The 24,497-nt window shown below is 70.9% G+C and carries 24 protein-coding genes; 16 read left to right on the top strand and 8 right to left on the bottom strand.

What is annotated here, in order from left to right:
* Nucleotides 1-294 precede the first annotated feature (294 nt).
* A complete protein-coding gene (locus ACIRS4_RS13625) occupies nucleotides 295-1,614 on the bottom strand; it encodes a D-arabinono-1,4-lactone oxidase (RefSeq protein ID WP_404194383.1) in 1,320 nt (439 codons plus the stop codon).
* Nucleotides 1,574-2,812 carry an MFS transporter gene (locus ACIRS4_RS13620; protein ID WP_404194381.1) on the bottom strand — a complete coding sequence of 413 codons (1,239 nt, stop codon included), beginning with the start codon at nucleotides 2,810-2,812 and terminating at the stop codon, nucleotides 1,574-1,576. The genes ACIRS4_RS13625 and ACIRS4_RS13620 overlap by 41 nt, the downstream gene beginning before the upstream one ends.
* A 222-nt stretch (nucleotides 2,813-3,034) precedes the next feature.
* On the opposite strand from ACIRS4_RS13620, the gene ACIRS4_RS13615 reads away from it, so the two are divergent.
* Nucleotides 3,035-4,162 carry a ferrochelatase gene (locus ACIRS4_RS13615; RefSeq protein WP_404194378.1) on the top strand — a complete coding sequence of 376 codons (1,128 nt, stop codon included), beginning with the start codon at nucleotides 3,035-3,037 and terminating at the stop codon, nucleotides 4,160-4,162.
* 8 nt (nucleotides 4,163-4,170) lie between these two features.
* Nucleotides 4,171-4,986: an inositol monophosphatase family protein gene (locus ACIRS4_RS13610; RefSeq protein ID WP_404194375.1), complete on the top strand. Its 816-nt coding sequence runs from the start codon at nucleotides 4,171-4,173 to the stop codon at nucleotides 4,984-4,986.
* An 89-nt stretch (nucleotides 4,987-5,075) separates the two neighbouring features.
* Here ACIRS4_RS13610 and ACIRS4_RS13605 read toward each other — a convergent pair whose 3' ends face one another.
* Nucleotides 5,076-5,246: a hypothetical protein gene (locus ACIRS4_RS13605; protein WP_351092048.1), complete on the bottom strand. Its 171-nt coding sequence runs from the start codon at nucleotides 5,244-5,246 to the stop codon at nucleotides 5,076-5,078.
* A 417-nt stretch (nucleotides 5,247-5,663) separates the two neighbouring features.
* Here ACIRS4_RS13605 and ACIRS4_RS13600 point away from each other — a divergent pair, with 417 nt between their 5' ends.
* From ACIRS4_RS13600 to ACIRS4_RS13585, 4 genes are all read left to right on the top strand, one after another.
* Nucleotides 5,664-6,317 carry a response regulator transcription factor gene (locus ACIRS4_RS13600; protein WP_130438183.1) on the top strand — a complete coding sequence of 218 codons (654 nt, stop codon included), beginning with the start codon at nucleotides 5,664-5,666 and terminating at the stop codon, nucleotides 6,315-6,317.
* 6 nt (nucleotides 6,318-6,323) lie between these two features.
* Nucleotides 6,324-7,556 (top strand): sensor histidine kinase, encoded by a 1,233-nt coding sequence (locus ACIRS4_RS13595; protein ID WP_404194373.1) that lies wholly within the window; start codon nucleotides 6,324-6,326, stop codon nucleotides 7,554-7,556.
* Nucleotides 7,557-7,952: 396 nt separating this feature from the next.
* Nucleotides 7,953-8,249 (top strand): DUF4193 domain-containing protein, encoded by a 297-nt coding sequence (locus ACIRS4_RS13590; protein WP_003993510.1) that lies wholly within the window; start codon nucleotides 7,953-7,955, stop codon nucleotides 8,247-8,249.
* Nucleotides 8,250-8,262: 13 nt separating this feature from the next.
* A complete protein-coding gene (locus ACIRS4_RS13585) occupies nucleotides 8,263-9,228 on the top strand; it encodes a hypothetical protein (protein WP_404194370.1) in 966 nt (321 codons plus the stop codon).
* A 168-nt stretch (nucleotides 9,229-9,396) separates the two neighbouring features.
* Here ACIRS4_RS13585 and ACIRS4_RS13580 read toward each other — a convergent pair whose 3' ends face one another.
* The gene (locus ACIRS4_RS13580; protein ID WP_404194368.1) at nucleotides 9,397-9,861 is read right to left on the bottom strand and encodes a DUF3093 domain-containing protein; all 465 of its coding nucleotides are present in this window, start codon (nucleotides 9,859-9,861) and stop codon (nucleotides 9,397-9,399) included.
* A 58-nt stretch (nucleotides 9,862-9,919) separates the two neighbouring features.
* Between ACIRS4_RS13580 and ACIRS4_RS13575 the strand changes: the two genes are divergently transcribed.
* The 7 genes from ACIRS4_RS13575 (at nucleotide 9,920) to ACIRS4_RS13545 (ending at nucleotide 16,730) form a co-directional block, all read left to right on the top strand.
* Complete coding sequence (locus ACIRS4_RS13575; RefSeq protein ID WP_404194366.1) at nucleotides 9,920-10,504, top strand: PaaI family thioesterase; 585 nt, start codon at nucleotides 9,920-9,922, stop codon at nucleotides 10,502-10,504.
* Complete coding sequence (dut, locus tag ACIRS4_RS13570) at nucleotides 10,501-11,052, top strand: dUTP diphosphatase (RefSeq protein ID WP_404194363.1); 552 nt, start codon at nucleotides 10,501-10,503, stop codon at nucleotides 11,050-11,052. The genes ACIRS4_RS13575 and dut overlap by 4 nt, the downstream gene beginning before the upstream one ends.
* A gap of 1 nt (nucleotide 11,053) precedes the next feature.
* Entirely contained in the window at nucleotides 11,054-11,818 is a 765-nt protein-coding gene (locus ACIRS4_RS13565) for a DUF3710 domain-containing protein (protein ID WP_130438177.1), read from the top strand.
* Between the two features lie 401 nt (nucleotides 11,819-12,219).
* Nucleotides 12,220-14,799, top strand: a complete 2,580-nt coding sequence (locus tag ACIRS4_RS13560) for an ATP-binding protein (RefSeq protein WP_404194361.1) — start codon at nucleotides 12,220-12,222, stop codon at nucleotides 14,797-14,799.
* Nucleotides 14,796-15,479, top strand: a complete 684-nt coding sequence (locus ACIRS4_RS13555; protein ID WP_404194358.1) for a response regulator — start codon at nucleotides 14,796-14,798, stop codon at nucleotides 15,477-15,479. The genes ACIRS4_RS13560 and ACIRS4_RS13555 overlap by 4 nt, the downstream gene beginning before the upstream one ends.
* 90 nt (nucleotides 15,480-15,569) lie before the next feature.
* Complete coding sequence (locus ACIRS4_RS13550; RefSeq protein ID WP_404194355.1) at nucleotides 15,570-15,968, top strand: OB-fold nucleic acid binding domain-containing protein; 399 nt, start codon at nucleotides 15,570-15,572, stop codon at nucleotides 15,966-15,968.
* 3 nt (nucleotides 15,969-15,971) lie between these two features.
* Entirely contained in the window at nucleotides 15,972-16,730 is a 759-nt protein-coding gene (locus ACIRS4_RS13545; RefSeq protein ID WP_404194353.1) for a DUF3159 domain-containing protein, read from the top strand.
* 123 nt (nucleotides 16,731-16,853) lie between these two features.
* On the opposite strand, the gene ACIRS4_RS13540 is transcribed toward ACIRS4_RS13545, so the two are convergent.
* Complete coding sequence (locus ACIRS4_RS13540) at nucleotides 16,854-17,531, bottom strand: potassium channel family protein (RefSeq protein ID WP_404194351.1); 678 nt, start codon at nucleotides 17,529-17,531, stop codon at nucleotides 16,854-16,856.
* Nucleotides 17,531-18,199, bottom strand: coding sequence for a TrkA family potassium uptake protein (locus tag ACIRS4_RS13535; protein WP_130438172.1), 669 nt, complete (start codon nucleotides 18,197-18,199; stop codon nucleotides 17,531-17,533). The genes ACIRS4_RS13540 and ACIRS4_RS13535 overlap by 1 nt, the downstream gene beginning before the upstream one ends.
* 457 nt (nucleotides 18,200-18,656) lie before the next feature.
* Here ACIRS4_RS13535 and ACIRS4_RS13530 point away from each other — a divergent pair, with 457 nt between their 5' ends.
* Nucleotides 18,657-20,711 (top strand): APC family permease, encoded by a 2,055-nt coding sequence (locus tag ACIRS4_RS13530; protein ID WP_404194348.1) that lies wholly within the window; start codon nucleotides 18,657-18,659, stop codon nucleotides 20,709-20,711.
* 106 nt (nucleotides 20,712-20,817) lie between these two features.
* Complete coding sequence (locus ACIRS4_RS13525) at nucleotides 20,818-22,146, top strand: class I SAM-dependent RNA methyltransferase (protein ID WP_404194345.1); 1,329 nt, start codon at nucleotides 20,818-20,820, stop codon at nucleotides 22,144-22,146.
* A gap of 388 nt (nucleotides 22,147-22,534) precedes the next feature.
* On the opposite strand, the gene ACIRS4_RS13520 is transcribed toward ACIRS4_RS13525, so the two are convergent.
* Nucleotides 22,535-23,293, bottom strand: coding sequence for a hypothetical protein (locus tag ACIRS4_RS13520; protein ID WP_404194753.1), 759 nt, complete (start codon nucleotides 23,291-23,293; stop codon nucleotides 22,535-22,537).
* Nucleotides 23,294-23,490: 197 nt separating this feature from the next.
* The gene (locus ACIRS4_RS13515; RefSeq protein WP_404194342.1) at nucleotides 23,491-23,676 is read right to left on the bottom strand and encodes a hypothetical protein; all 186 of its coding nucleotides are present in this window, start codon (nucleotides 23,674-23,676) and stop codon (nucleotides 23,491-23,493) included.
* Between the two features lie 383 nt (nucleotides 23,677-24,059).
* On the opposite strand from ACIRS4_RS13515, the gene ACIRS4_RS13510 reads away from it, so the two are divergent.
* Nucleotides 24,060-24,488, top strand: coding sequence for a hypothetical protein (locus ACIRS4_RS13510; RefSeq protein WP_404194340.1), 429 nt, complete (start codon nucleotides 24,060-24,062; stop codon nucleotides 24,486-24,488).
* Nucleotides 24,489-24,497: the final 9 nt, after the last annotated feature.

Below are 24,497 nucleotides of genomic sequence, written 5' to 3'. Positions count from 1 at the left end.
CCCTGACGCGCCGTTATGGCACGGTTACCTTTTCGCCACGCTAAGTGACCAACTCCGTCACCCTGTGCAACCTTTCCCCCTCCTGGCGGTCCGGTGAGGCCCCGGACGCCCTGGCGGGAGACCGGACCCAGGGCTCGCAACAGTACTCCATTCGGGCCACCTGCGTGGATTGGCGCGCCGCCCAACTTCTGACGCGGGGCGGGACTTGACTCCCGGATGCCCGATTTTCGCGATCTTGAACGTGGTGTATTTCACGCGAACGACGGAAACGGGACCAGGCGCCCACCGGGGACGTTACGCCCCCAGAACCCTCCGCAAGTAGTCGTTCTGGAAACGGCGTTCGGGATCGAGCCGGTCCCGCAGCGCGGTGAACTCCCCGAAGCGCGGATAGACCGAGGCGAAGTACTCCGCGTCGCGCGTGTGCACCTTGCCCCAGTGCGGCCGGCCCTCGTGCGCGGTGAAGATCCGCTCGGCGGCGGTGAAGTACCCCTGGTACGGCGTGCCCTTGACCATGTGGACGGCGATGTACGCGCTGTCGCGGCCGGAGGCGGTGGACAGGGTGATGTCGTCGGCGGGGGCCGTGCGCACCTCCACCGGGAAGCTGACGCGCAGACCCGAGCGGTCGACCATCGCCTTCAGCTCCCGCAGCGTGTCGGTCACCGCCTCGCGCGGGACGGCGTACTCCATTTCCACGAACCGCACCCGGCGCGGGGAGGTGAACACCTTGTACGGGATGTCGGTGTAGGTGCGCGCCGACAGGGCCTTGCTGGAGATACGGGCGATCGACGGGATCGTCGCGGGCGCCGCGCGGCCGACCCACTGGGCCACCTGGAAGACGCCGTTGGACAGGAACTCGTCCTCGATCCACCCCGAGACCTGGCTCACCGGCCGGCGTGGACCGGCGCTGCGGTTGTTGCGCTTGGTGTTGGTGCTGCCGGTGTGCGGGAACCAGTAGAACTCGAAGTGCTCGTTCTCGGCCCACAGTTGGTCGAACTCGGCGAGCACCCTGTCGAAGGGCATCGGCTCCTCGCGCGCGGTGAGCAGGAAGATCGGCTCCACGGCGAAGGTGATGGCGGTGACGACGCCGAGGGCGCCCAGGCCGATCCGGGCCGCGGAGAAGACTTCCGGGTTCTCCTTCTCGGAACAGACGAGCACCGAGCCGTCCGCCGTGACCAGCTCCAGCCCCTTGATCTGCGCGGCGATGGAGGCCGAGTCGCGGCCCGTGCCGTGGGTGCCGGTGCTGGTGGCGCCCGAGACGGTCTGCTCCATGATGTCGCCCATGTTGGTGAGCGAGAGCCCTTCGCGCGCGAGGGCCATGTTGAGCCTCTTGAGGGGCGTGCCGGCCTCGACCGTGACGGTCATGGCCGTCCGGTCGATGTCGCGGATGCCGGTCAGCAGCTGAGGGCGGATCAGCACGCCGTCGGTCGCCGCGATCGAGGTGAAGGAGTGGCCGGTGCCGACCGCCTTGACCTTCAGTCCGTCCTCCGCGGCCCGGCGCACGGCGGCGGCCAGCTCGTCGACGGAAGCGGGCGTGACCTCCCGCGCGGGCCGGGCGACGACGTTGCCGCCCCAGTTACGCCACGTTCCGCTCTTCGCGCTCGCTGTGCTGCTCAACGGTGCCTCCCCGACCCGGCGCCGGCCTGCTGAGCCGGCGGTACCCCAGGAAACCGACCGCGACCGCGACGGCCCCGGACACCGCCGGAACCCCGTACCCGGCCCGCGCGCCGGCCGCGTCGATGACCCAGCCGGCGATGGAGGAGCCGAGCGCGACCCCGACCGCGAGCCCGGTGCTCACCCAGGTCATGCCCTCGGTCAGTTGCGCGCGTGGTACGTGCTCTTCGATGAGGGACATGGTGGTGATCATCGTGGGAGCGATGGCCAGACCCGCTACGAACAGCGCCACGGCCAGAAACGGCAAGTTTCCGACCAGTAGGAGGGGGATCATACTCACGGCCATCATGAACACGCCCAACAGCCAGCGGCGTTCGGGCGCCCCCTTCGGTCGCAGCAGGCCGAAGACCAGCCCGGCGACGCAGGAACCCGCCGCGTAGAGCGCGAGAACGACGCTGGCGGCCCTCTTGTGGCCCTCCTCCTCGGCGAAGGCGACGGTGACCACGTCGACCGCCCCGAAGATCGCTCCGGTCGCCACGAAGGTGGCCACCAGGATCTGCAGGCCCGGCGAGCGCAGCGCCGAACCGCCGCCGCGCCGCGCGCGCGGGTGCGGCGCCGGCTCGGTGGCCCGCTGCGCGGTCAGCCAGAAGACGCCGACGGCGAGGAAGCAGGCCGCCAGCAACGGCCCCGCCTCCGGGAACCAGGTGGTGGAGAGCCCGATGGAGATGATCGGCCCGAAGATGAAGCACACCTCGTCCACCACGGACTCGAAGGAGTACGCGGTGTGCAGCTGTGGAGTCCCCCGGTACAGGGCCGCCCAACGGGCCCGGATCATCGCGCCGAGACTCGGCACGGCGCCGATCCCGGCGGAGCACACGAACAGCAGCCACTCCGGCCCGTCGAAGTGCGCCGCCAGCAGCAGCCCGGCCGCTGCGGCGAGCGCGAGCAGCGTCGCCGGGCGCAGCACCCGGCGCTGGCCGTGCCGGTCCACCAGGCGCGAGATCTGCGGCCCGAGGACCGCGGCCGACAGCGCGATGGTCGCCGACAGCGCGCCTGCGAGCCCGTAGCGCCCGGTGAGCTGGGAGATCATCGTGACGACGCCGATGCCCATCATCGACAGCGGCATCCGGCCGACGAACCCCGCGGCGCAGAAGCCCTTGGAGCCGGGGGCGGCGAACAGGGCGCGGTAGGGGCTGGGCACGAGGGTCTCCGGTGAAGAGCGCGACAGGGCCGTAAGGCGCGAATTCCGCTCATACAGCTTACGAAGTTAGGCAACCCTAACGCACGCCTCGTACGTCTGTTCCCGGTCACGTCCCGGACGGGCTTCGCGGCCGGGGGACGCGCCTGCACCCGGCCGGGTCCCCGCGGCCGTCCCGCACCCGGCGTTTCCCCGCTGTCAGTCGTGGGTGGCAGGATCGAAGGCATGCCAGACGCGCTCGATGCCACCCCGTACGACGCCCTGCTCCTGCTCTCCTTCGGCGGCCCCGAAGGCCCGGACGACGTGGTCCCGTTCCTGGAGAACGTGACCCGCGGGCGCGGCATCCCCAAGGAACGCCTCAAGGAGGTGGGGCAGCACTACTTCCTGTTCGGCGGGGTGAGCCCCATCAACGACCAGAACCGCGCCCTGCTGGACGCCCTGCGCAAGGACTTCGCCGGCCACGGCCTCGACCTGCCGGTCTACTGGGGCAACCGCAACTGGGCCCCGTACCTGACCGACACCCTGCGCGAGATGGTCGCCGACGGCCGCCGCCGCATCCTGGTCCTCGCCACCAGCGCCTACGCCTCCTACTCCGGCTGCCGCCAGTACCGGGAGAACCTCGCCGACTCGCTGGCCGCCCTGGAGGCCGAGGGCCTGCCCCTGCCGAAGATCGACAAGCTGCGGCACTACTTCAACCACCCGGGCTTCCTCGAGCCCATGATCGACGGCGTGGTCCGGTCCCTGGCCGAACTCCCGGAAGACGTTCGCGACGGCGCCCACATCGCGTTCACCACCCACTCGATCCCCGTCGCCGCGGCCGACACCTCCGGCCCCCTCGGGGACCACGGCGACGGCGGGGCGTACGTCGCCCAGCACCTGGACGTCGCCCGGCTCGTCGCCGACGCCGTCCGCGAGCGCACCGGCGTCGACCACCCCTGGCAGCTCGTCTACCAGTCCCGCTCCGGAGCACCGCACATCCCGTGGCTGGAGCCCGACATCTGCGACCACCTGGAGGAGCGGCACGCCGCCGGCGTCCCGGCGATCGTGATGGCGCCCATCGGCTTCGTCTCCGACCACATGGAGGTCCTCTACGACCTCGACACCGAGGCCAAGACCAAGGCCGGGGAGCTCGGCCTGCCCGTGCGCCGCTCGGCCACCGTCGGCGCCGACCCGCGCTTCGCCGCCGCCGTCCGCGAACTCGTCCTGGAGCGCGCAGCCGCCGAGAACGGCAAGGCCGGCGTCCCGTGCGCCCTGGGCGCGCTCGGCGCCTCCCACGACCTCTGCCCGGTCGGCTGCTGCCCGGCCCGCGCCCCCCGGCCCGCCGCCGCGGGCGCCGACAGCCCCTACGCGTGAGGAGCGCCGTGACCCACCCCCTGCACACGGAACTGCTCGACCTGGCCCAGGAGGCCGCCCGCAAGGCCGGCGCACTGCTGCGCGACGGCCGCCCCGCCGACCTCGCGGTCGCCGCCACCAAGTCCAGCCCCATCGACGTCGTCACCGAGATGGACATCGCGGCCGAGAAGCTGATCACCGGCCTCATCGCCGAGCGCCGCCCCGACGACGGCTTCCTCGGCGAGGAGGGCTCCTCCAGCGAGGGCCGCAGCGGCATCCGCTGGGTGATCGACCCGCTCGACGGCACCGTGAACTACCTCTACGGGCTGCCCACCTGGGCCGTGTCCATCGCGGCCGAACAGGACGGCGAGACCGTCGTCGGCGTCGTCGCGGTCCCGATGCGCGGCGAGACGTATTACGCGGTGCGCGGCGGCGGGGCCCGGGCGACCGGGGCCTGGGACGGCGAGCGCGTCCTCGCCTGCCGCCCCGCGGCCCCCCTGGAGCAGGCCCTGGTCTCCACCGGCTTCAACTACGTCACCGAGGTACGCGCCCACCAGGCCGAGGTCGCCCGGAGGCTCATCCCCCTGGTGCGCGACATCCGCCGCGGCGGATCGGCCGCCATCGACCTGTGCGACGTGGCCGCCGGCCGCCTCGACGGCTACTACGAGCGCGGCCTGCACCCCTGGGACCTCGCCGCGGGCGACCTGATCGCCCGGGAAGCGGGCGCGCTGACCTCTGGGCGCCCCTCACGGCGCCCCTCACGCGAGCTGGCGATCGCCGCGACCCCGGCCGTCTTCGAGCCGCTCCAGCGACTCCTGGAGGACTTCGGCGCCTGGCACGACTGAGCCGTGGCGCCGGGTCCGGCCGGACGCGGCGGAGGGGCCCCGGCGCTGGATTCGCCGGGGCCCCTCCGTCGTGCGTACGCGCGAACCGCTCAGACGCTCGTCGCGACCTCCACGCCGTGGTTGGCGGCGAGGCGGCGCAGGTCGTCGAGCTCGGCCAGCTCCACCTCGACGAGGAAGTCGTCGCCCTCGTCGCGAGCCCGGGTCAGGTCGGACTCGGTCGCCTCTATGCGCTGCAGAAGTCCTGCGGTGAATGCGTCCATGCTGCGCCCCCTCGTCCAGGGTCGTGGGTCGGTGGCACGGGGGTGTGCCGGGGTGGGAAGGGACGATCACGTCTCCCGTGAGTGCCCGGCGCTGCCCTGCTCGGGCGGCCACGGTGCCGGACATCCACGCCGCTCTGCGGAGGAGCAGACTGCGGAGTACCGCATGGTGCTGCGGCACATGCAGAGCGTGATCGCGGGGTGTAAAGCCGTCCTCCCCCCGCTCCCTCCCACGGAAACCTCAACCGAACGAGAAAATCCGGCATTCCCCGGCTTCACACCAGTCCTTCATGGCTCACTCACCCGCCTTACCGCCGACTTATGGACCAAAAGGGCAGGATGGAAGCCCACACCCACCAAGCCCCTGCCCGCGTGCGCCCACTGAGCGCTGCACGGGTGGACACAGGAAGGACAAGCGACGTGCGCGTACTCGTCGTCGAGGACGAGCAACTGCTCGCCGATGCGGTGGCCACCGGTCTGCGCCGGGAGGCCATGGCCGTCGACGTCGTGTACGACGGTGCGGCCGCCCTGGAGCGCATCGGCGTCAACGACTACGACGTGGTCGTTCTCGACCGCGACCTCCCGCTCGTGCACGGCGACGACGTCTGCCGCAAGATCGTCGAACTCGGCATGGCCACGCGCGTGCTGATGCTCACGGCCTCCGGCGACGTCAGCGACCGCGTCGAGGGGCTGGAGATCGGCGCCGACGACTACCTCCCCAAGCCCTTCGCCTTCAGCGAGCTCATCGCACGCGTGCGTGCCCTCGGCCGGCGCACCAGTGTGCCGCTGCCGCCCGTCCTGGAGCGCGCCGGCATCAAGCTCGACCCCAACCGCCGCGAGGTCTTCCGCGACGGCAAGGAGGTGCAGCTCGCCCCCAAGGAGTTCGCCGTCCTGGAGGTGCTGATGCGCAGCGAGGGCGCCGTCGTCTCCGCCGAGCAGCTCCTGGAGAAGGCCTGGGACGAGAACACCGACCCGTTCACCAACGTCGTGCGCGTGACCGTCATGACCCTGCGCCGCAAGCTCGGCGAACCCCCGGTGATCGTCACCGTCCCCGGCTCCGGCTACCGGATCTGATGCACCGTGGCCACGACACCCGCGCCTCCCCAGGCGCCTCCGAAGCCCACGTGGGACCCGCGAAGGCCGCAGGCGCCCTTCCCCTGGCTGCGCCCGACCATCCGGATAAGGCTCACCCTGCTGTACGGCGGCATGTTCCTGATCGCCGGCATCCTGCTGCTGTCGATCATCTACCTGCTGGCCGCGCAGGCGCTGAACGTCGGCAGCGAACTCCCGTTCAAGATCACCCAGGGCAAGGTCATCAGCCAGGTCTGCGACCTGCCCGGGTCGGCCACACCCGACGTGTTCAACCAGGCGATGAACGACTGCGTCAACGAACAGCGTCGGCACGCCCTGGACGACCTGCTCAGCCGCTCCCTGCTGGCCCTGCTCGGCCTCGCCGTCATCGCCTTCGCCTTCGGCTACGCCATGGCCGGCCGCGTCCTGGCCCCGCTCGGCCGCATCCTGCGCACCGCGCGCGCGGTGGCCGGCTCCGACCTGTCCCGCCGTATCGAGCTGGACGGACCGGACGACGAGCTGAAGGAGCTGGCCGACACCTTCGACGACATGCTGGAGCGGCTCCAGCGCGCCTTCACCGCCCAGCAGCGCTTCGTCGGCAACGCCTCGCACGAGCTGAGGACGCCGCTGGCGATCAACCGGACGCTCCTCGAGGTGCACCTCTCCGACCCGAACGCGCCCGTGGAGCTCCAGCAGCTCGGCAAGACGCTGCTGGCGACGAACGAACGCAGCGAGCAGCTCGTGGAGGGCCTGCTGCTGCTCGCCCGCAGCGACAACCAGATCGTCGAGCGCAAGCCCGTCGACCTGGCCGAGGTGGCCGGGCAGGCCATCGACCAGGTGCACGGCGAGGCGGAGGCCAAGGGCGTGGAGATCCGCGGCAAGCGCCAGAAGGCCGTCGTGCAGGGCAACGGAGTGCTCCTGGAGCGGATCGCTCTCAACCTCGTGCAGAACGCCGTACGCTACAACGTCCCGGCGGACGGCTGGGTCGAGGTGACCACCGAGGTCCAGCACGGTCAGGCGGTGCTCGTCGTATCGAACACAGGGCCGGTCGTTCCCGCGTACGAGATCGACAATCTTTTCGAGCCTTTCAGGCGGCTGCGCACGGAACGCACCGGGAGCGACAAGGGAGTCGGGCTCGGACTGTCCATCGTGCGGTCCGTGGCCCGGGCCCACGGCGGCCATATCGCGGCTCAACCACGCGAGGGAGGAGGGCTCGTGATGCGAGTCACCCTTCCCGTCTGAGATCATGTCGCCGACACACGCGGGGATGTTCGCTTTGCGCGGAATTTTCAAGACTGCGATTCGAGCCCGCCGTGTGTGATCGATCACAGGGGCGATTTTCTGGCCATCTACTCTCCGTGATCATGGATGCCTTCGAAAAGCCCGGAAACTCCGGGTTTTCGGGGGTCCTGATCACGGGAAGTACACGGTGAGGCGCCTTTGAAGTGCGGCATTCGGACCGTGTACGGTCCCGATCGCCATCCAACCCGATCACCCGTGAGGAGTCCGGTTGGGTGTCGATTGAGTAACAGACCTTGATGTGAGGCAAAATCTCCGCCTCGAGGCGGGCACAAGTCCGGCCTCTCACGCGTTACGTGCGCTGGAGACACCGCAGACACCCAGAGGGGGAGAGGCGAAATGGCAACCGATTACGACACCCCACGCAAGACCGATGACGATGTCGACTCCGACAGCCTTGAAGAGCTGAAGGCACGACGGAACGACAAGTCCGCTTCCGCCGTGGACGTCGATGAGTTCGAGGCCGCGGAAGGACTGGAACTGCCCGGCGCGGACCTCTCCAATGAGGAGCTGGCCGTCCGGGTGCTGCCCAAGCAGCAGGACGAGTTCACCTGCATGAGCTGCTTCCTGGTGCACCACCGCAGCCAGCTGGCCCGGGAGAAGAACGGCCAGCCGATCTGCCGCGACTGCGACTGAGGGCGGGTCGGCCGTGACTGGCTCGACCCCTCCTCGGAAGCGCCGCTTCCCTCGCCCGGGAGCGGACAAGGGGCCGTCCGACGGCCCTCACGGCGTGCGTGACGACGAGCGAGGCTCATCCGGCGCGGGAGTGCTCCCCGCAGGATCGGCCTCGCTCGCATCGGCGGACGACCGGGGTGACCTCCCGGCCGCCGCTCAAGACGCCGCGCCCGTCGCCCGACGACGGGCGGCGGCGATCCGGGACAAGGCCGTGAACCTGGCCAAGGACGGCGTCCGCAAGAGCGGCAGCCGCGCCCGGGCCGGCCTGGCCCACCTCGCCGACCGGATCATCGACATCGCGCCGCGGGTTCCCGTCCGGGACCTGCGGACCCTGCGCGGGCACTTTCCCGGCCTCGGACCGGAGCAGCTCGCCGACAAACTCGTCTCGGGCGCGGCCAAGGCCACGTCCACCGTCGGTGCGGGCGTGGGCGCGGCAGCGATGCTCCCCGTACCGCCCGCGATGCCGGCCGAGATCGCCGCGGAGATCACGGGCGTCGCCGCGATCGAGCTCAAGCTGATCGCCGAACTCCACGAGGTGTACGGCGTACGACCGCCCGGGAACCTCAAGGACCGCAGCACCACGTATCTGCGTGTGTGGTCGGGCGAGCGTGGAGTGGACCCGCTCAAACCCGGCTCCCTCAACTCCGCCCTCGGCGGTCAGATGAAGCGCGAGCTGCGGCAGCAGATCATGAAGCGCATGGTCCGCGACCTGCCCAACCTGATGCCCTTCCTGGTGGGCGCGGCCGTGGGCGCGCTGATGAACCGGCGGGACACCAAGAGGCTGGCGGCGAAGGTCCGCGCCGACCTGCGCAAGCGCCAGGTGCCCTGGGACGCGCTGCCCGAACTGCCGCCCCTGGAGACACCGGAGCACCCGCTGCCTCTCGCCGGCGACCCCAGGGAGCTTCTGCGCGGACCAGGGGAAGAGCCCGAGAAGCCCTGAACCCCAGGGCCGGCGGGCCGGTGGAGCGGCTCCTCCGCAGGGGCCGCCAAGTCTTTGCGCGGCACGGGTGAAACCTTTGCCCTCGCCGCCGGCCTGCGGCCTGAGGGTCGCTCGCCGCCCACTGGACGCTGATCGCTCGCGCAGCGCCTGCGGGGTCGTCGCCGCGCTCTAAGCCGCCGTCTCCCGTGCCGCCCGCAGCGCCTCCGCGAGCCGCTCCGGCTCGCGCGTCGACAGGTACAGGTAGGGCGTCGGGTCCTCCGGGTCGGTGACCTCCACACGCAGGGCGGTGGGGATGTAGGCGCGCAACAGCAGGAAGGCGCGGGTGTCGGCCTTGTACGTGCGCCAGGCGCGCGCCTCCTCGGCGTCGAGGACCTCGGCCTCGCCCAGAGCCGACACCGGGATCTTGGCGTCGCCCGCGACGAGCGCGTCGCCCACGATCCGGATCCGGACGGACCCGTACGAACTCGCCACGACCGCCGCCGCGGCGGTCCCGCCGACCAGACCGCCGAGCAGCGGCAGGGTGCCGAACGGCAGCAGGATCAGTGCGAACGAGACCCCGACGAGGAACGAGACGAACCACCATGAACGGGGGGCGGTCAGGCGTTCTTCGTACGGGGTGGCGGAGAGCTGCATGAAGCCAAGCTTGGCACGGTGTCCGAATCCCTCCGACGCGCGGGTAAGGTCTGCGGCTGTGAGTGGTACTTCCGCTGTTCTTCAACCTCCGGCCGACGCGGTGAAACCCGTTCGGCACCCCGATGCCCCCACGCCCGGGGAGCTTCTCGGCGCCCACTACGAACAGTGTTTCGGATGCGGCGGGGGGCAGCCGCACGGGCTGCACCTGGAGGCGCGGGCCGGCGAAGGCGTCACCGTCACCGCCGAGTTCACCGTGCAGCCCGCCCATCAGGGAGCTCCCGGGCTGGCCCACGGCGGCGTCCTGGCCTCCGCGCTCGACGAGACGCTCGGCTCGCTGAACTGGCTGCTGCGCACCATCGCGGTCACCGGACGGCTGGAGACCGACTTCGTACGGCCTGTGCCCGTCGGTACCACGCTGCACCTGGAGGCCGAGGTGACGGCGGTGGCCGGCCGGAAGATCTACTCCACCGCCACCGGGCGGATCGGCGGCCCCGAGGGTCCCGTCGCCGTCCGCGCCGACGCCCTGTTCATCGAGGTCAAGGTGGACCACTTCGTCGACCACGGCCGCGAGGAGGAGATCCGGGCCGCCATGAGCGACCCGGACCAGGTCCGGCGCGCCCGCGCCTTCGAGGTGAACCCGTGAGCCACCCTCCCGTGCAAGTACTCCTTCGGCGCGTCGACCCCGACGTACCGCTTCCGACGTACGCGCACCCCGGTGACGCGGGCGCGGATCTGCGGACCACGCAGGCCCGTGAACTCGCGCCGGGGGAGCGGGCCGTACTGCCGACGGGGGTGTCCATCGCGCTGCCCGAGGGGTACGCGGCCTTCGTGCACCCTCGTTCAGGGCTCGCCGCCCGGTGCGGCGTCGCCCTCGTGAATGCCCCGGGGACGGTTGATGCCGGGTACCGTGGGGAGATCAAGGTGATCGTGGTGAATCTCGACCCGCGCGAGTCCGTGCGGTTCGAGCGCTTCGACCGGATTGCCCAACTGGTCGTCCAGCAGGTCGAGAGGGTCCGCTTCCACGAGGTGGCGGAACTTCCCGACTCGGCGCGGGCCGAGGGGGGCTTCGGGTCCACCGGTGGTCATGCCGCCGTGGACGGCGGAAGCGGCACAAGTGGTCAGGCCGCCGTAGGCGGCTCGACGGGTGGGAATCGATACGCTTCGGTCGTATCCGACCGGGAAGGACAGTGACGTGTTCGGACGTCGCAACAAGAAGGGTGCCGCCGAGGACGCGGCCGGCGAGGCCGAGCAGGTCGTCGACAGTGTCGACACTGAGGCGGACGAGGTAGAGGGCGAGCGCGAGCGAGTGCGGCTCGAGCCCGAACCGCGGCCCGACGGGCCCTGGGACAGCTCGGAGGTGCGCGACCCCGGCGAGGGGCGCGTGGATCTGGGCGGCATCTTCGTGCCCGGCGTCGACGGCATGGAGCTGCGGGTCGAGGTCGCGGGCGACGCGATCGTCGCGGCTACCGTCGTGCTGCGCGACAGCGCCATCCAGTTGCAGGCCTTCGCCGCGCCCAAGCGGGAGGGCATCTGGGGCGAGGTCCGCGAGGAGATCGGCTCAGGCATCACCCAGCAGGGCGGCATCATCGACGAGGTCGAGGGCCCGCTGGGCTGGGAGCTGCGCGCCCAGGTACCGGTGCAGCTGCCCGACGGCACGGGCGGGTTCCACGTCGTTCGGTTCGTCGGCGTCGACGGACCCCGCTGGTTCCTGCGCGGCGTCATCTCGGGCCAGGGCGCGGTGCAGCCGCAGGCCGCCGGCCTGCTCGAGCAGATCTTCCGCGACACGGTCGTGGTCCGCGGCGAAGGCCCGATGGCCCCCAGGGACCCGATCGTGCTGAAGCTGCCGAACGACGCCCAGATGGTCCCCGAGGGAGTCCAGCAGGAAGAGGCCGGCTCCCGGTTCTCCGGCGGCATGGGCCAGCTGCAGCGCGGGCCGGAGATCACCGAGGTCCGCTAGGACGCGTGGCCGGTTGGCCAGAGCGAATGGGGCCGCATCCCGGGGAGGGGTGTGGCCCTTTCGCTGTTCTGCCCGCCTGCCCGCCTGCCCGCCTGCCCGCCTGCCCCCGTGCGTCTGCCCGCCTGTGCCGGAGCCGTCGCCTTGGCCCGTCCTCCGTGCCCGTTTCGGCTCGGCTCCCGTCGGCGTGAACCGATCGGGGGGTCTCATCCGATGAAGGGGTGAAGGCCGGAGAGCGAAGCGGTGAGGGGGAGCGGATCATGATCGTGTCGACCAGGAGGGCGCCCGGCGCGTCAGGGTTGCGTCAAAGGCGTCCCGCGGCCCGCTTCTCGCCGCCGTTGTCCGAGTCCTTGGCCGTAAGGTCGACCCTGCGTAGGCAGCGGTTACGGGAAGACAATGAGGCCATGGCACGCGGCAAGCTTCGGATCTACCTCGGTGCCGCACCGGGCGTCGGCAAGACCTACGCCATGCTGTCGGAGGCGCACCGCCGTCTGGAGCGGGGCACGGACTGCGTCGTGGCGTTCGTCGAGCACCACGACCGGCCGCGCACCGAAGTGATGCTGCACGGCCTGGAGCAGGTACCGCGCCGGGAGCTGGACCACCGGGGCGCGGTCTTCACGGAGATGGACGTGGACGCCGTGCTCGCCCGACGCCCCCAGGTCGCCCTGGTGGACGAACTGGCCCACACCAACGTCCCCGGCTCACGCAACGCCAAGCGCTGGCAGGACGTCGAGGAACTGCTCGCCGCCGGCGTCGACGTCGTCTCCACGGTGAACATCCAGCACCTGGAGTCCCTGGGCGACGTCGTGGAGTCGATCACGGGGGTGCGGCAGCAGGAGACGGTCCCGGACGAGTTCGTGCGGCGGACCGACCAGATCGAACTGGTCGACATGTCGCCCGAGGCCCTGCGCAGGCGGATGGCGCACGGCAACGTCTACAAGCCGGACAAGGTCGACGCGGCCCTGTCGAACTACTTCCGCCCCGGCAACCTCACCGCCCTGCGCGAGCTGGCGCTGCTGTGGGTGGCCGACCGGGTCGACGAGTATCTGCAGCAGTACCGCAGCGAGCACCGGGTGTCGGCGATCTGGGGATCGCGGGAGCGGATCGTCGTGGGGCTCACGGGCGGCCCGGAGGGGCGGACGCTCATCCGGCGGGCCGTGCGGCTGGCGGAGAAGGGCGCCGGGGGCGAGGTGCTGGCGGTCTACATAGCGCGAAGCGACGGGCTGACGGCCGCCTCCCCGAAGGAACTCGCCGTGCAGCGCACCCTCGTGGAGGACCTGGGCGGCACCTTCCACCACGTGGTCGGCGACGACATACCGGCCGCGCTGCTCGACTTCGCCCGTGGGGCGAACGCCACCCAGATCGTCCTGGGCTCCTCCCGCCGCAAGGCCTGGCAGTACGTCTTCGGCCCCGGCGTCGGCGCCACGGTCGCCCGGGAGTCGGGTCCCGACCTCGACGTGCACATCGTCACGCACGAGGAGGTGGCCAAGGGGCGGGGACTGCCGGTGGCCCGGGGCGCGCGGCTGGGGCGGGCCCGGCTCCTGTGGGGCTGGCTGGTCGGGCTCGCCGGCCCGGCGGTGCTGACGGTGCTGCTGACCACCGTGGACCTCGGTCTCGCCAACGACATGCTGCTGTTCCTGTCGGTGACGGTCGCGGCCGCGCTGCTCGGCGGGCTGCTGCCGGCCCTGGCCTCGGCGGCGCTGGGCTCCCTGCTGCTGAACTACTTCTACACGCCGCCCCTGCACCAGTGGCGCATCGCCGACCCGAAGAACATCGTCGCCATAGTGATCTTCGTAGGGGTCGGGCTGGCGGTGGCCTCCGTGGTGGACCTCGCGGCCAGACGCACCCAGCAGGCGGCCCGGCTGCGCGCCGAGTCCGAGATCCTCTCCTTCCTCGCGGGCGACGTCCTACGCGGGGAGAGCAGCCTGGAGGCGCTCCTGGAACGGGTCCGGGAGACCTTCGGCATGGACTCGGCGGCTCTGCTGGAGCGGGAGAGCGACGTCGCGCCCTGGACGTGCGCGGGCCAAGCCGGCGCCGGAAAGCCGGTGGGACGGCCGGAAGAGGCCGACGTGGACGTGCCGGTCGGCGACCGCACGGCGCTGGCGCTCACCGGTCGGGTGCTGCCGGCGGAGGACCGCCGGGTGCTGGCCGCGTTCGCGGCGCAGGCCGTCGTGGTCCTGGACCGGCGGCGGCTTCAGGAGGAGGCCGACCGCGCCCGCGCGCTCGCCGAGGGCAACCGGATCCGCACCGCCCTGCTGGCCGCCGTCAGCCACGACCTGCGCACCCCGCTGGCCGGGATCAAGGCGGCGGTCTCCTCGCTGCGCTCGGACGACGTCGAGTGGTCCGAGGAGGACGAGGCCGAGCTGCTGGAGTCGATCGAGCAGGGCGCCGACCGGCTGGACCATCTGGTCGGCAACCTGCTCGACATGTCCCGCCTCCAGACCGGCACGGTCACCCCGATCGTCCGGGAGATCGACCTCGACGAGGTGGTCCCGATGGCGCTCGGCGGGGTCCCCGAGGACAGCGTGGAACTCGACATCCCCGAGACGCTGCCCATGGTGGCCGTCGACGCCGGGCTGCTGGAGCGGTCGGTGGCCAACCTGGTGGAGAACGCCGTCAAGTACAGCCCGGACGGCGAGCGGGCCCTCGTGTCGGCGAGCGCCATGGCCGAGCGGGTCGAGGTACGGGTCGTGGACCGCGGGCGCGGAGTGCCGGACGAGGCCAAGGAGCGGATCTTCGCGCCCTTCCAGCGCTACGGCGACGCCCCCCGCGGCGCCGGCGTGGGGCTCGGCCTGGCGGTCGCGCGCGGCTTCGCCGAGGCCATGGGCGGCACCCTGACCGCCGAGGACACACCGGGCGGCGGCCTCACCATGGTCCTCACCCTGCGTGCGGCAGGATCACGCGCGGGCCCCCTCGACACGGACGTCCCGGGCGGCGCCCCGGCCGAACCTGTCCCCGTACGACCGGAAAGGCGGGCCTCATGACCCGGGTGCTCGTGATCGACGACGAGCCGCAGATCGTGCGCGCCCTGGTGATCAACCTCAGAGCGCGCAAGTACGAGGTGGACGCGGCCCACGACGGGACCACCGCCCTCCGGCTCGCCGCCGCCCGCCACCCGGACGTGGTCGTCCTGGACCTGGGGCTGCCCGACATGGACGGCGTCGAGGTGATCAAGGGCCTGCGTGGCTGGACCAGGGTGCCGATCCTGGTGCTGTCCGCCCGGCACTCCTCCGACGAGAAGGTCGAGGCGCTCGACGCCGGCGCCGACGACTACGTCACCAAGCCCTTCGGCATGGACGAGCTCCTGGCGCGGCTGCGGGCCGCCGTCCGCCGTGCCGAACCCGCCGGACTCGGCGAGGACGACGTCCTGGTGGAGACCGACGCGTTCACCGTCGACCTCGCCGCCAAGAAGGTCGACCGGGGCGGCAGGGACGTACGGCTGACGCCCACCGAATGGCATCTGCTGGAGGTGCTGGTGCGCAACACCGGACGGCTGGTCAGCCAGAGACAGCTGCTCCAGGAGGTGTGGGGTCCCTCGTACGGCACGGAGACCAACTACCTGCGGGTGTACATGGCCCAGCTGCGGAGAAAGCTGGAGGCCGACCCTTCACATCCCCGGCACTTCATCACGGAGCCGGGCATGGGATACCGGTTCGAGAAGTGAGCTGCCGGCCGCCCGGGTCGCGGAAGCGGGCCGGTCGCGGGCGCGTCACGCGGGTGCGGGGCTGACGCCGGGCCCCGGTACGCTTCAGATATGAGTGCTGTTCCTCGTTCCGAGAAGTCGGTGGGCCGGTTCCGGCGCATGCTCGATCGGCTCTCCTCGTCGCAGGAGGACCTGGAGTCCGAGGAGCTGCGGGAGGATGCGGAGACCGCCGGCTGCACACGGATCGGCGACTGCCAGGACCGCCAGATAGTGACGGTTACTGGTACCTTGCGCACGGTCACCCTGCGACCGCGCGCCGGAGTCCCGGCCCTGGAGGCGGAGCTGTTCGACGGTTCCGCCGCGCTGGACGTGGTGTGGCTGGGCCGGCGCTCCATAGTCGGCATAGAGCCGGGGCGCAGACTCATCGCATCGGGCCGGATCTCGATGAGCCGGGGCCGCCGGGTGCTGTTCAATCCCAAGTACGAACTGAGACCCCTCGGTAGGGAGTAGCCGGTGACGTCGCTCGACAAGCCGACCGAAGACACTCAGCAGGACGACGCCCGGGCGGTGACCGAGGCCGCGCTGTTCGAGGCGTTCGGCGGAGTGCGCGGCATGGTCGAGACGGTGCTGCCCGGCCTGCTGTTCGTCACGATCTACACGATCAACAAAGACCTGCACATGTCGGCGATCGCCGCGCTCGCGGTGTCGCTCGTCCTGGTCGTGGTGCGCCTCGTCAAGAAGGACACCGTGAAGCACGCCTTCAGCGGTGTCTTCGGCGTGGCTTTCGGTGTCGTGTTCGCGATGATGACCGGCAACGCCAAGGACTTCTACCTCCCCGGCATGCTCTACACGCTGGGCCTGGCGCTGGCGTACATCATCACGACGATGTGCGGGGTGCCCCTCCTCGGTCTCATCCTCGGACCGGTGTTCAAGGAGAACCTCTCCTGGCGGACGCGCAACCCCGGCCGCAAGAAGGCGTACGCCAAGGCCAGCTACGCCTGGGGCCTGATCCTGCTCGGCAAGTGCGCGATCCTCTTCCCGCTGTACTGGTGGGCCGACACCACGCAACTGGGCTGGGTGCTGGTCGCGCTGAAGATCCCGCCGTTCCTGCTGGCGGTGTGGCTGACGTGGGTGTTCCTGGCGAAGGCCCCGGCGCCGATCGACGTCTTCGCGGAGATGGAGGCGGAGGAGAAGGCCGCCGCCGCGCGGACGGAGACCGAGACGGAGACGGCGTCCTCGGAGGCCGGCGGGCGGCACCGCCGCGAAGGATAGGCACCGGCCTGGCCGAACGCGGCGGACAGCCGCCGAGAACCACGTGACGGGGGCGCCCGGAAATCTCCGGGCGCCCCCGTCACGTGTTCCCGGCGGCTCAGCGTCGCCGTGGGCGGCCGCGGCTCAGCCCACCGAGTCCTCCCGGCGGACCGACAGCAGGTCCTCCAACTGCTCCTCCCTGGCCTGAGCGGCGACGAAGAGCAGCTCGTCGCCCGCTTCCAGGGAGTCCTCGCGGGTCGGGGTCAGTACCCGGGTGCCGCGGATGATGGTGACCAGCGAGGTGTCCTCCGGCCACTCCACATCGCCGACCTGGGTGCCGGCCAGGGCGGACTCCTCGGGGAGGGTCAGCTCGACGAGGTTGGCGTCGCCGTGGCTGAAGCGCAGCAGGCGGACGAGGTCGCCGACGCTGACCGCCTCCTCGACGAGGGCCGACATCAGACGCGGGGTGGAGACGGCGACGTCCACTCCCCAGGACTCGTTGAAGAGCCACTCGTTCTTGGGATTGTTGACGCGGGCGACGACGCGCGGGACGCCGTACTCCGTCTTGGCGAGCAGGGAGACGACCAGGTTGACCTTGTCGTCGCCCGTCGCGGCGATCACGACGTTGCAGCGCTGGAGGGCCGCCTCGTCCAGGGACGTGATCTCGCAGGCGTCGGCGAGCAGCCACTCCGCCTGCGGGACGCGCTCGACCGAGATGGCGGTCGGCGCCTTGTCGACGAGCAGGACCTCGTGCCCGTTCTCCAGCAGTTCGCCCGCGATCGAGCGGCCGACGGCGCCGGCTCCGGCAATGGCGACCCTCATCAGTGACCGCCCTCCTTCGGGCCCTCGGCGAACGACGCCTCGATCTTCTCGACCTCGTCGCTGCGCATCATCACATGCACCAGGTCACCCTCCTGCAGCACTGTCTGCGAGGTGGGCAGGATGGCCTCGCCGAGGCGGGTCAGAAACGCCACGCGCACGCCCGTCTCCTCCTGCAGCTTGCTGATCTTGTGGCCGACCCAGGCGGCGGAGGCGTGCACCTCGGCGAGCTGGACGCCGCCGGTGGGATCGCGCCACAGCGGCTCCGACCCCGAGGGCAGCAGCCGGCGCAGCATCTGGTCGGCCGTCCAGCGGACGGTGGCCACGGTGGGGATGCCCAGGCGCTGGTAGACCTCGGCGCGGCGAGGGTCGTAGATACGCGCGGCGACGTTCTCGATGCCGAACATCTCGCGGGCGACACGGGCGGCGATGATGTTGGAGTTGTCGCCGCTGGAGACCGCGGCGAACGCGCCGGCCTCCTCGATGCCCGCCTCACGCAGGGTGTCCTGGTCGAAGCCGACACCGGTGACCCGGCGGCCGCCGAACGAGGAGCCGAGACGTCGGAAGGCGGTGGGGTCCTGGTCGATCACGGCGACCGTGTGCCCCTGCTGCTCCAGGGTCTGGGCGAGAGCGGAACCCACTCTGCCGCAGCCCATGATGACGATGTGCACGACCGTCCTTCCGAGGTCAGAAATCGCTGGGGTGGCTTGGGGGGTCCTCGCACGACGAGCGTCCGAGGACCCCTTCACAGGGTCTCAGACCGCCGCCCGGGCTACACACGCGCGGGGCACTCCCGAGTGCGGTCCGCGCCGTCGGGCGGCGGGCGACGGCCCGGCCACCGTCGTCCGGTCAGCGACGGCTGATGCTGCAGACGCTGAGGAAGGTGAGGATTCCGAGGCCGACGAGGCTGCCGGCGGCACCGATCAACTCCGCGGTGGTGTGCATGGGACCTCCGAAGGGCTACGGCGAGCGGGGATTGTCATATAGGCATGACGATTGGTGCGCCCGCAGAATCCCCCGTCGCGCCGTGGCCGATTTCACCCGTGAGGCAGACGTGACACGGCATCACCCGGCCGAGGCCGGGGGAGGGTGGGCGGCCCCGTGTTCGAAGGCCTACGATCCTCTGTTGTGTCCAAACTGACCGACGTGCCCAAACGGATCCTGATCGGGCGCGCACTGCGCAGTGATCGGCTCGGAGAAACGCTCCTGCCGAAGCGCATCGCCCTGCCCGTCTTCGCCTCCGACCCGCTGTCCTCCGTGGCGTACGCCCCCGGCGAGGTGCTGCTGGTCCTGTCCATCGCGGGCGTGTCGGCCTACCACTTCAGCCCGTGGATCGCCCTCGCGGTCGTCGTGCTGATGTTCACGGTGGTCGCCTCCTACCGGCAGAACGTCCACGCCTACCCCAGCGGCGGCGGCGACTACGAGGTGGCCAACACCAACCTCGGCCCCAAGGCCGGCCTGACCGTCGCCAGCGCGCTGCTCGTCGACTACGTCCTGACCGTCGCCGTCTCCATCTCCTCCGGCATCGAGAACCTGGGCTCCGCGATCCCCTTCGTCGTCGAGCACAAGGTGATCTGCGCCGTCGCGGTGGTCGTGCTGCTGACCCTGATGAACCTGCGAGGCGTCAAGGAGTCCGGCAAACTCTTCGCCATCCCCACCTACGTGTTCGTCGCCGGCGTCTTCATCATGATCGCCTGGGGCGCCTTCCGAGGGCTGGTCCTCGACGACACGATGCGGGCACCGACGGCCCAGTACACGGTCAAGGCCGAGCACCAGGGCCTGGCCGGCTTCGCGCTCGTCTTCCTGCTGCTGCGCGCCTTCTCCTCCGGCTGCGCCGCGCTCACCGGCGTCGAGGCGATCTCCAACGGCGTCCCGGCGTTCCGCAAGCCCAAGTCGAAGAACGCGGCGACCACGCTCGCGGCGATGGGCCTGCTGGCCGTCACCATGTTCTGCGGCATCATCGTCCTGGCCCTGGTCACCGACGTCCGCATGGCCGAGAACCCGGCCGCCGACCTGCTGAAGAACGGCGTCGCGGTCGGCGCCGACTACGTACAGAACCCGGTGATCACCCAGGTCGCCGAGGCGGTCTTCGGCAAGGGCAGCTTCTTCTTCATCGTGCTCGCGGCGGCCACCGCCCTGGTGCTGTTCCTGGCCGCGAACACCGCCTACAACGGCTTCCCCGTCCTCGGCTCGATCCTCGCCCAGGACCGCTACCTTCCCCGCCAGCTGCACACCCGCGGCGACCGGCTCGCCTTCTCCAACGGCATCGTGCTGCTGGCCGGCGCGGCGGTGCTGCTGATCTGCATCTACGGCGCCGACTCGACCCGCCTGATCCAGCTGTACATCGTCGGCGTGTTCGTGTCGTTCACGCTCAGCCAGACCGGCATGGTCCGGCACTGGAACCGCCACCTGGCGACCGAGACGGACCCCGTCCAGCGCCGCCACATGGTCCGCTCCCGTGCGATCAACACCTTCGGCGCCTTCTTCACCGGCCTGGTCCTCGTCGTCGTCCTCGTCACCAAGTTCACCCACGGCGCCTGGGTCGCCCTGCTCGGCATGGTGATCTTCTACGGCACGATGACCGCGATCCGCCGGCACTACGACGGCGTCTCCGCGGAGCTCGCCGCGCCCGAGGGCCCGAGCGACGACAGCGTCCGCCCCTCCCGCGTCCACTCGGTGCTGCTCATCTCCAAGATCCACCGCCCGACGCTGCGCGCCCTGGCCTACGCCAAGCTGATGCGCTCCGACACCCTCGAGGCGCTCACCGTCAACGTCGACCCGGCCGAGACGAAGGCGCTGCGGGAGGAATGGGAACGGCGCGGCATCGACGTACCGCTGAAGGTCCTCGACTCCCCGTACCGGGAGGTCACGCGGCCGGTCATCGAGTACGTCAAGAGCCTGCGCCGGGAGTCGCCGCGTGACGCGGTGTCCGTGATCATCCCCGAGTACGTGGTCGGCCACTGGTACGAGCACTTCCTGCACAACCAGAGCGCCCTGCGGCTCAAGGGCCGGCTGCTGTTCACGCCGGGCGTCATGGTCACGTCCGTCCCGTACCAGCTGCAGTCCTCCGAGGCGGCCAAGAAGCGGGCTCGCAGGCAGCAGGACTGGAGCGCGCCGGGATCGGTCCGGCGCGGTCCGGCGGACGCGGGGCGGTCGAAGGAGTCGTCGGACACCAAGAGCTGACCGCCCCCGCGCACAGCACCCCGGTCAACGGCCGGACGGCGCCCACGTAGACTGGTGGGCTGTTGTCCGGCCGTTCGTCCACCCTCGTCCCTGGAGTCACCCCGCCATGCAGGAAGAACCGAAGAAGACGCTGGTGGGGACCGAGTACGAGGTCGAGATCGGCCCCGTCGCCCATGGCGGCCACTGCATCGCCCGCACCGAGGAGGGCCAGGTGCTGTTCGTGCGGCACACCCTGCCCGGCGAGCGGGTCGTGGCTCGGGTGACGGAGGGCGAGGAGGGCGCCCGCTTCCTGCGCGCGGACGCCGTGCGGATCCTGGAGGCGTCCAAGGACCGGGTCGAGGCGCCCTGCCCGTTCTCCGGCCCCGGCCGCTGCGGCGGCTGCGACTGGCAGCACGCCAAGCCGGGCGCGCAGCGCCGGATGAAGGGCGAGGTCATCGCCGAGCAGCTCCAGCGCCTCGCCGGCCTCACCCCCGAAGAGGCCGGCTGGGACGGCACCGTGATGCCGGCCGAGGGCGACAAGCTGCCGCCCGGTGAGGTGCCCGCCTGGCGGACGCGCGTGCAGTACGCCGTCGACGCCGAGGGCCACGCCGGTCTGCGCAAGCACCGCTCCCACGAGGTGGAGCGGATCGACCACTGCATGATCGCCGCGCCGGGCGTGGACGAGCTGGGCATCGAGAAGCGCGAGTGGACCGGCATGGAGTCGGTCGAGGCGATCGCGGCGACGGGCTCCCAGGACCGCCAGGTCATCCTGACGCCCCGGCCGGGCGCGCGCCTGCCGATCGTCGAACTGGACCGGCCGGTGTCGGTCATGCGGGTCGGGGAGAAGGACGGCGGCGTCCACCGCGTCCACGGCCGCCCCTTCGTCCGCGAACGCGCCGACGGCCGGACGCACCGCGTCGGCAGCGGCGGCTTCTGGCAGGTGCACCCGAAGGCGGCGGACACCCTGGTGACGGCGGTCATGCAGGGCCTGCTGCCCCGCAAGGGCGAGATGGCCCTCGACCTCTACTGCGGCGTCGGCCTGTTCGCCGGCGCCCTCGCCGACCGCCTGGGCGAGGCGGGCGCGGTCCTCGGCATCGAGTCCGGCAAGCGCGCGGTCGAGGACGCCCGCCACAACCTCGCCGACTTCCCCCGCGTCCGTGTCGAACAGGGCAAGGTCGAGACCGTCCTCCCGCGCACGGGCATCACCGACGTCGACCTCATCGTCCTGGACCCGCCCCGCGCCGGCGCGGGCCGCACGACGGTGGCCCACCTCGCCTCCCTCGGCGCCCGCAGGATCGCCTACGTCGCCTGCGACCCGGCGGCCCTGGCCCGAGACCTGGCGTACTTCCGCGACGGCGGCTACCGGGTGCGGACCCTGCGGGCGTTCGATCTGTTTCCGATGACGCACCACGTGGAGTGCGTGGCGATCCTGGAGCCCGCCGCGAAGGGTGCCTGATCTACGGTTCTGCGGCGCGTTGCGGCCGCTCGACTTGTTTCCCGTCGTGTAGCGGGTCGAGGGGACGGGACGCCCTGTGGAGGCTGCCTGACCTGCGACTTCGTGGGGGAGGCGAAGGCATCGGCGACACCCTCGCGACTTAGCTGGAAGCTGCCTGACGGTCGTTTCGGGACTCTGGGCCGGCTGCATGGCTGGGCAATTCCTGCCTCCCTGGCCAGTCACAATTTGGCTCAAGCGGGTGCCAGGGCCCAAACGCAGCTTGGCCGAGGACGTTCTCGGCCAAGCCGAGCAACGGTGTGGGGGTCAGGTCCAGGCACTCGGCGAACAGGACACGGGTGGCCGGCGGGGGAGAGAGACGGATCGGGGGCGGCGAAGCCGGTGGTCGGGTTCACCAGTTCCCGTAGTCCTCCACATAGGTGGCGATCAGCTGGAGCAGGGCGTCGGCCCGGTGCCGGTCCTCGCGTTGCTCGCGCAGGGCCCTGTCGGCGGCCTGGAGGCGCGCCAGGACGGCCGGTTCACCGTCGACCAGGTCGTCGACCACCGGCGTGGTGACCAGGTCCAGGCATTCGGTGAGCAGGAGGCGGGTGGCCGGGACGGGGGGAGCAGGGTCGGGGGCGGCGAAGCTGGTGGTCAGGTAGCGCGCGGGGTCGGTGAGGCTCCAGCCGACGACGGTGCCGTGCTGGGCGAGGAGCGCCACGTCGGGGGCGATGCCGATACCGGCTTCCAGCGGTTCGTCGAGGACGTCGAGGTCGCGCAGGCAGGTGAGCGCGGCGTCGCCGGGAGCGCGGCACAGCACCGTGCACATCTCGTGCCGGAAGTCTTTGACCTCGTCCGCGCGGAGCCCGCCCGGGCGTACTTCGGGCTGGACGCGAAGGCGGGCCGAGTCCTCGGCTGAGGCGGACTCTTCCGGAACTCGGAATTCAGCCCCGACCAGCTGTCGGTCGCTCGGGGCGAAGCGGAAAACGTCGGGGAGGTCCCACAGCAGGTCCTGGCTGCCGAACGTCTCCGCGAGGAACTTCTCGCGTTCCACCCGGTCCGCATAGGGGGAAACGATCAGAGAAGTACCGACGAGACGGGGAACGAGGTCGAGCGGCTCGTCCGTCACCGTCGCGGACCAGCCGCCGTCGAACTTCAGTTTCCTCGTCATCACTGCCTCATCTGATCTGCACCGCCGGAGGCTGGAAGCGGCCATCCTTGGCGGGAATCCTGCCGTTCACGATGTCCTCGCGTGTCACCGGGGCGCCGGGGGCCGTGGGCTTCCCACCGAGCGCCGTGGCCCCGGACTCGCAGGGCAGCCTTGGTGCTCGTTCTGATGGAGTGTCATGTATTGGTGATGCCTCTTGCTTACAGCCATGTCTGCGGATGCTCGCCCAGGCCAAGGGCGTCACACCCGGCGAGGTCGCCCTCGCTTGGCTCTTCGCCCGGCATGTAGTGCTCGTTGTAGCGGTCGCCCTGCACGCCGAGGCGGCCGGCGCGTTCGTTCAGGTCGGCCAGTCGGTCGGCGGAGAGCGGCAGTTGAGTGGCCCCCATGTTCTCTTCTACGTGGGACAGGCGTCCTGTTCCGGGAATCTGGACGATCGGCGGAGCGATCACGGCTGGTCCCAGGAGAGTTGTACCGATGCGCAGGCAGTCTGACTCCGGCCGGACGCGCGGCCGGTCGAGACGGTCGCAGTGAACGACTTCGGAGGCGACCCGTGGTCGCTCCTGGAGCCGGATCCGCCGCCTTCGGGCAGGCGGCCGGCCGATGCCACAGGCCATGCCCCTGTCGGGACTGGATCGTTGTCGTCCGGACTCTTCGGGGGAGTAACTCCGGTCGCTCCGTGGGCTGGTGATGATACAAGAGACAGGTGATCAGGTCTCGGTGGCCGCGCGATCACGGGGAGTGGCCTGCCCGTATGGACTTGGGGGAGTACATGACGTTCGAGCAAGAGTGGTCGGAACTGCGGGCGGTGGCGGCCGAGCGAACTGCCCTGCGGATCGACAGCGTTCCGGCCGAGGGCGGCGGAGGTGGCGGCGTCGGGGACCTGGTGGTCAATCGGGACGACCTCGGCGCTATCGGCAGCGCCGCGTACGACCTGCTGGGCCGGCTGGGGAAGGAGGGCGACATCGCCCGTTCTTCCACGTTCGACGCGGCGACGGCGCTGACCAACGGGAACTTCGCGAGCGGCTCGGCCGTGCTGAAGGTGCATGACTTCTGGCAGACCCACATGAAGACGCTGCTGGACGCCTGCGCGCAGATCTCGAATCACCTCGATTACAGCAAGGCCCAGCACGCAAAGGACGAGGCGAAGATCGAGGACGAGCTGACGCGGATTTCCGTGCTCACGGAATACCTGAAATAGGGCTCGGGG

This window comes from Streptomyces sp. NPDC101166, from assembly GCF_044768125.1.
GTDB lineage: Bacteria > Actinomycetota > Actinomycetes > Streptomycetales > Streptomycetaceae > Streptomyces.
Note: the sequence above shows the minus strand (reverse complement) of the source record. Positions and strands in the feature narration are given on the sequence as shown.

Bases quoted from the DNA above. Each gene is read 5' to 3' on its own strand.
- ACIRS4_RS13615 (WP_404194378.1), top strand. From the start codon at position 3,035: ATGCCAGACGCGCTCGATGCCACCCCGTACGACGCCCTGCTCCTGCTC.
- ACIRS4_RS13605 (WP_351092048.1), bottom strand. From the start codon at position 5,246: ATGGACGCATTCACCGCAGGACTTCTGCAGCGCATAGAGGCGACCGAG.
- ACIRS4_RS13590 (WP_003993510.1), top strand. From the start codon at position 7,953: ATGGCAACCGATTACGACACCCCACGCAAGACCGATGACGATGTCGAC.
- ACIRS4_RS13580 (WP_404194368.1), bottom strand. From the start codon at position 9,861: ATGCAGCTCTCCGCCACCCCGTACGAAGAACGCCTGACCGCCCCCCGT.
- ACIRS4_RS13560 (WP_404194361.1), top strand. From the start codon at position 12,220: ATGGCACGCGGCAAGCTTCGGATCTACCTCGGTGCCGCACCGGGCGTC.
- ACIRS4_RS13555 (WP_404194358.1), top strand. From the start codon at position 14,796: ATGACCCGGGTGCTCGTGATCGACGACGAGCCGCAGATCGTGCGCGCC.
- ACIRS4_RS13550 (WP_404194355.1), top strand. From the start codon at position 15,570: ATGAGTGCTGTTCCTCGTTCCGAGAAGTCGGTGGGCCGGTTCCGGCGC.
- ACIRS4_RS13540 (WP_404194351.1), bottom strand. From the start codon at position 17,531: ATGAGGGTCGCCATTGCCGGAGCCGGCGCCGTCGGCCGCTCGATCGCG.
- ACIRS4_RS13525 (WP_404194345.1), top strand. From the start codon at position 20,818: ATGCAGGAAGAACCGAAGAAGACGCTGGTGGGGACCGAGTACGAGGTC.
- ACIRS4_RS13520 (WP_404194753.1), bottom strand. From the start codon at position 23,293: ATGACGAGGAAACTGAAGTTCGACGGCGGCTGGTCCGCGACGGTGACG.
- ACIRS4_RS13515 (WP_404194342.1), bottom strand. From the start codon at position 23,676: ATGGGGGCCACTCAACTGCCGCTCTCCGCCGACCGACTGGCCGACCTG.
- ACIRS4_RS13510 (WP_404194340.1), top strand. From the start codon at position 24,060: ATGACGTTCGAGCAAGAGTGGTCGGAACTGCGGGCGGTGGCGGCCGAG.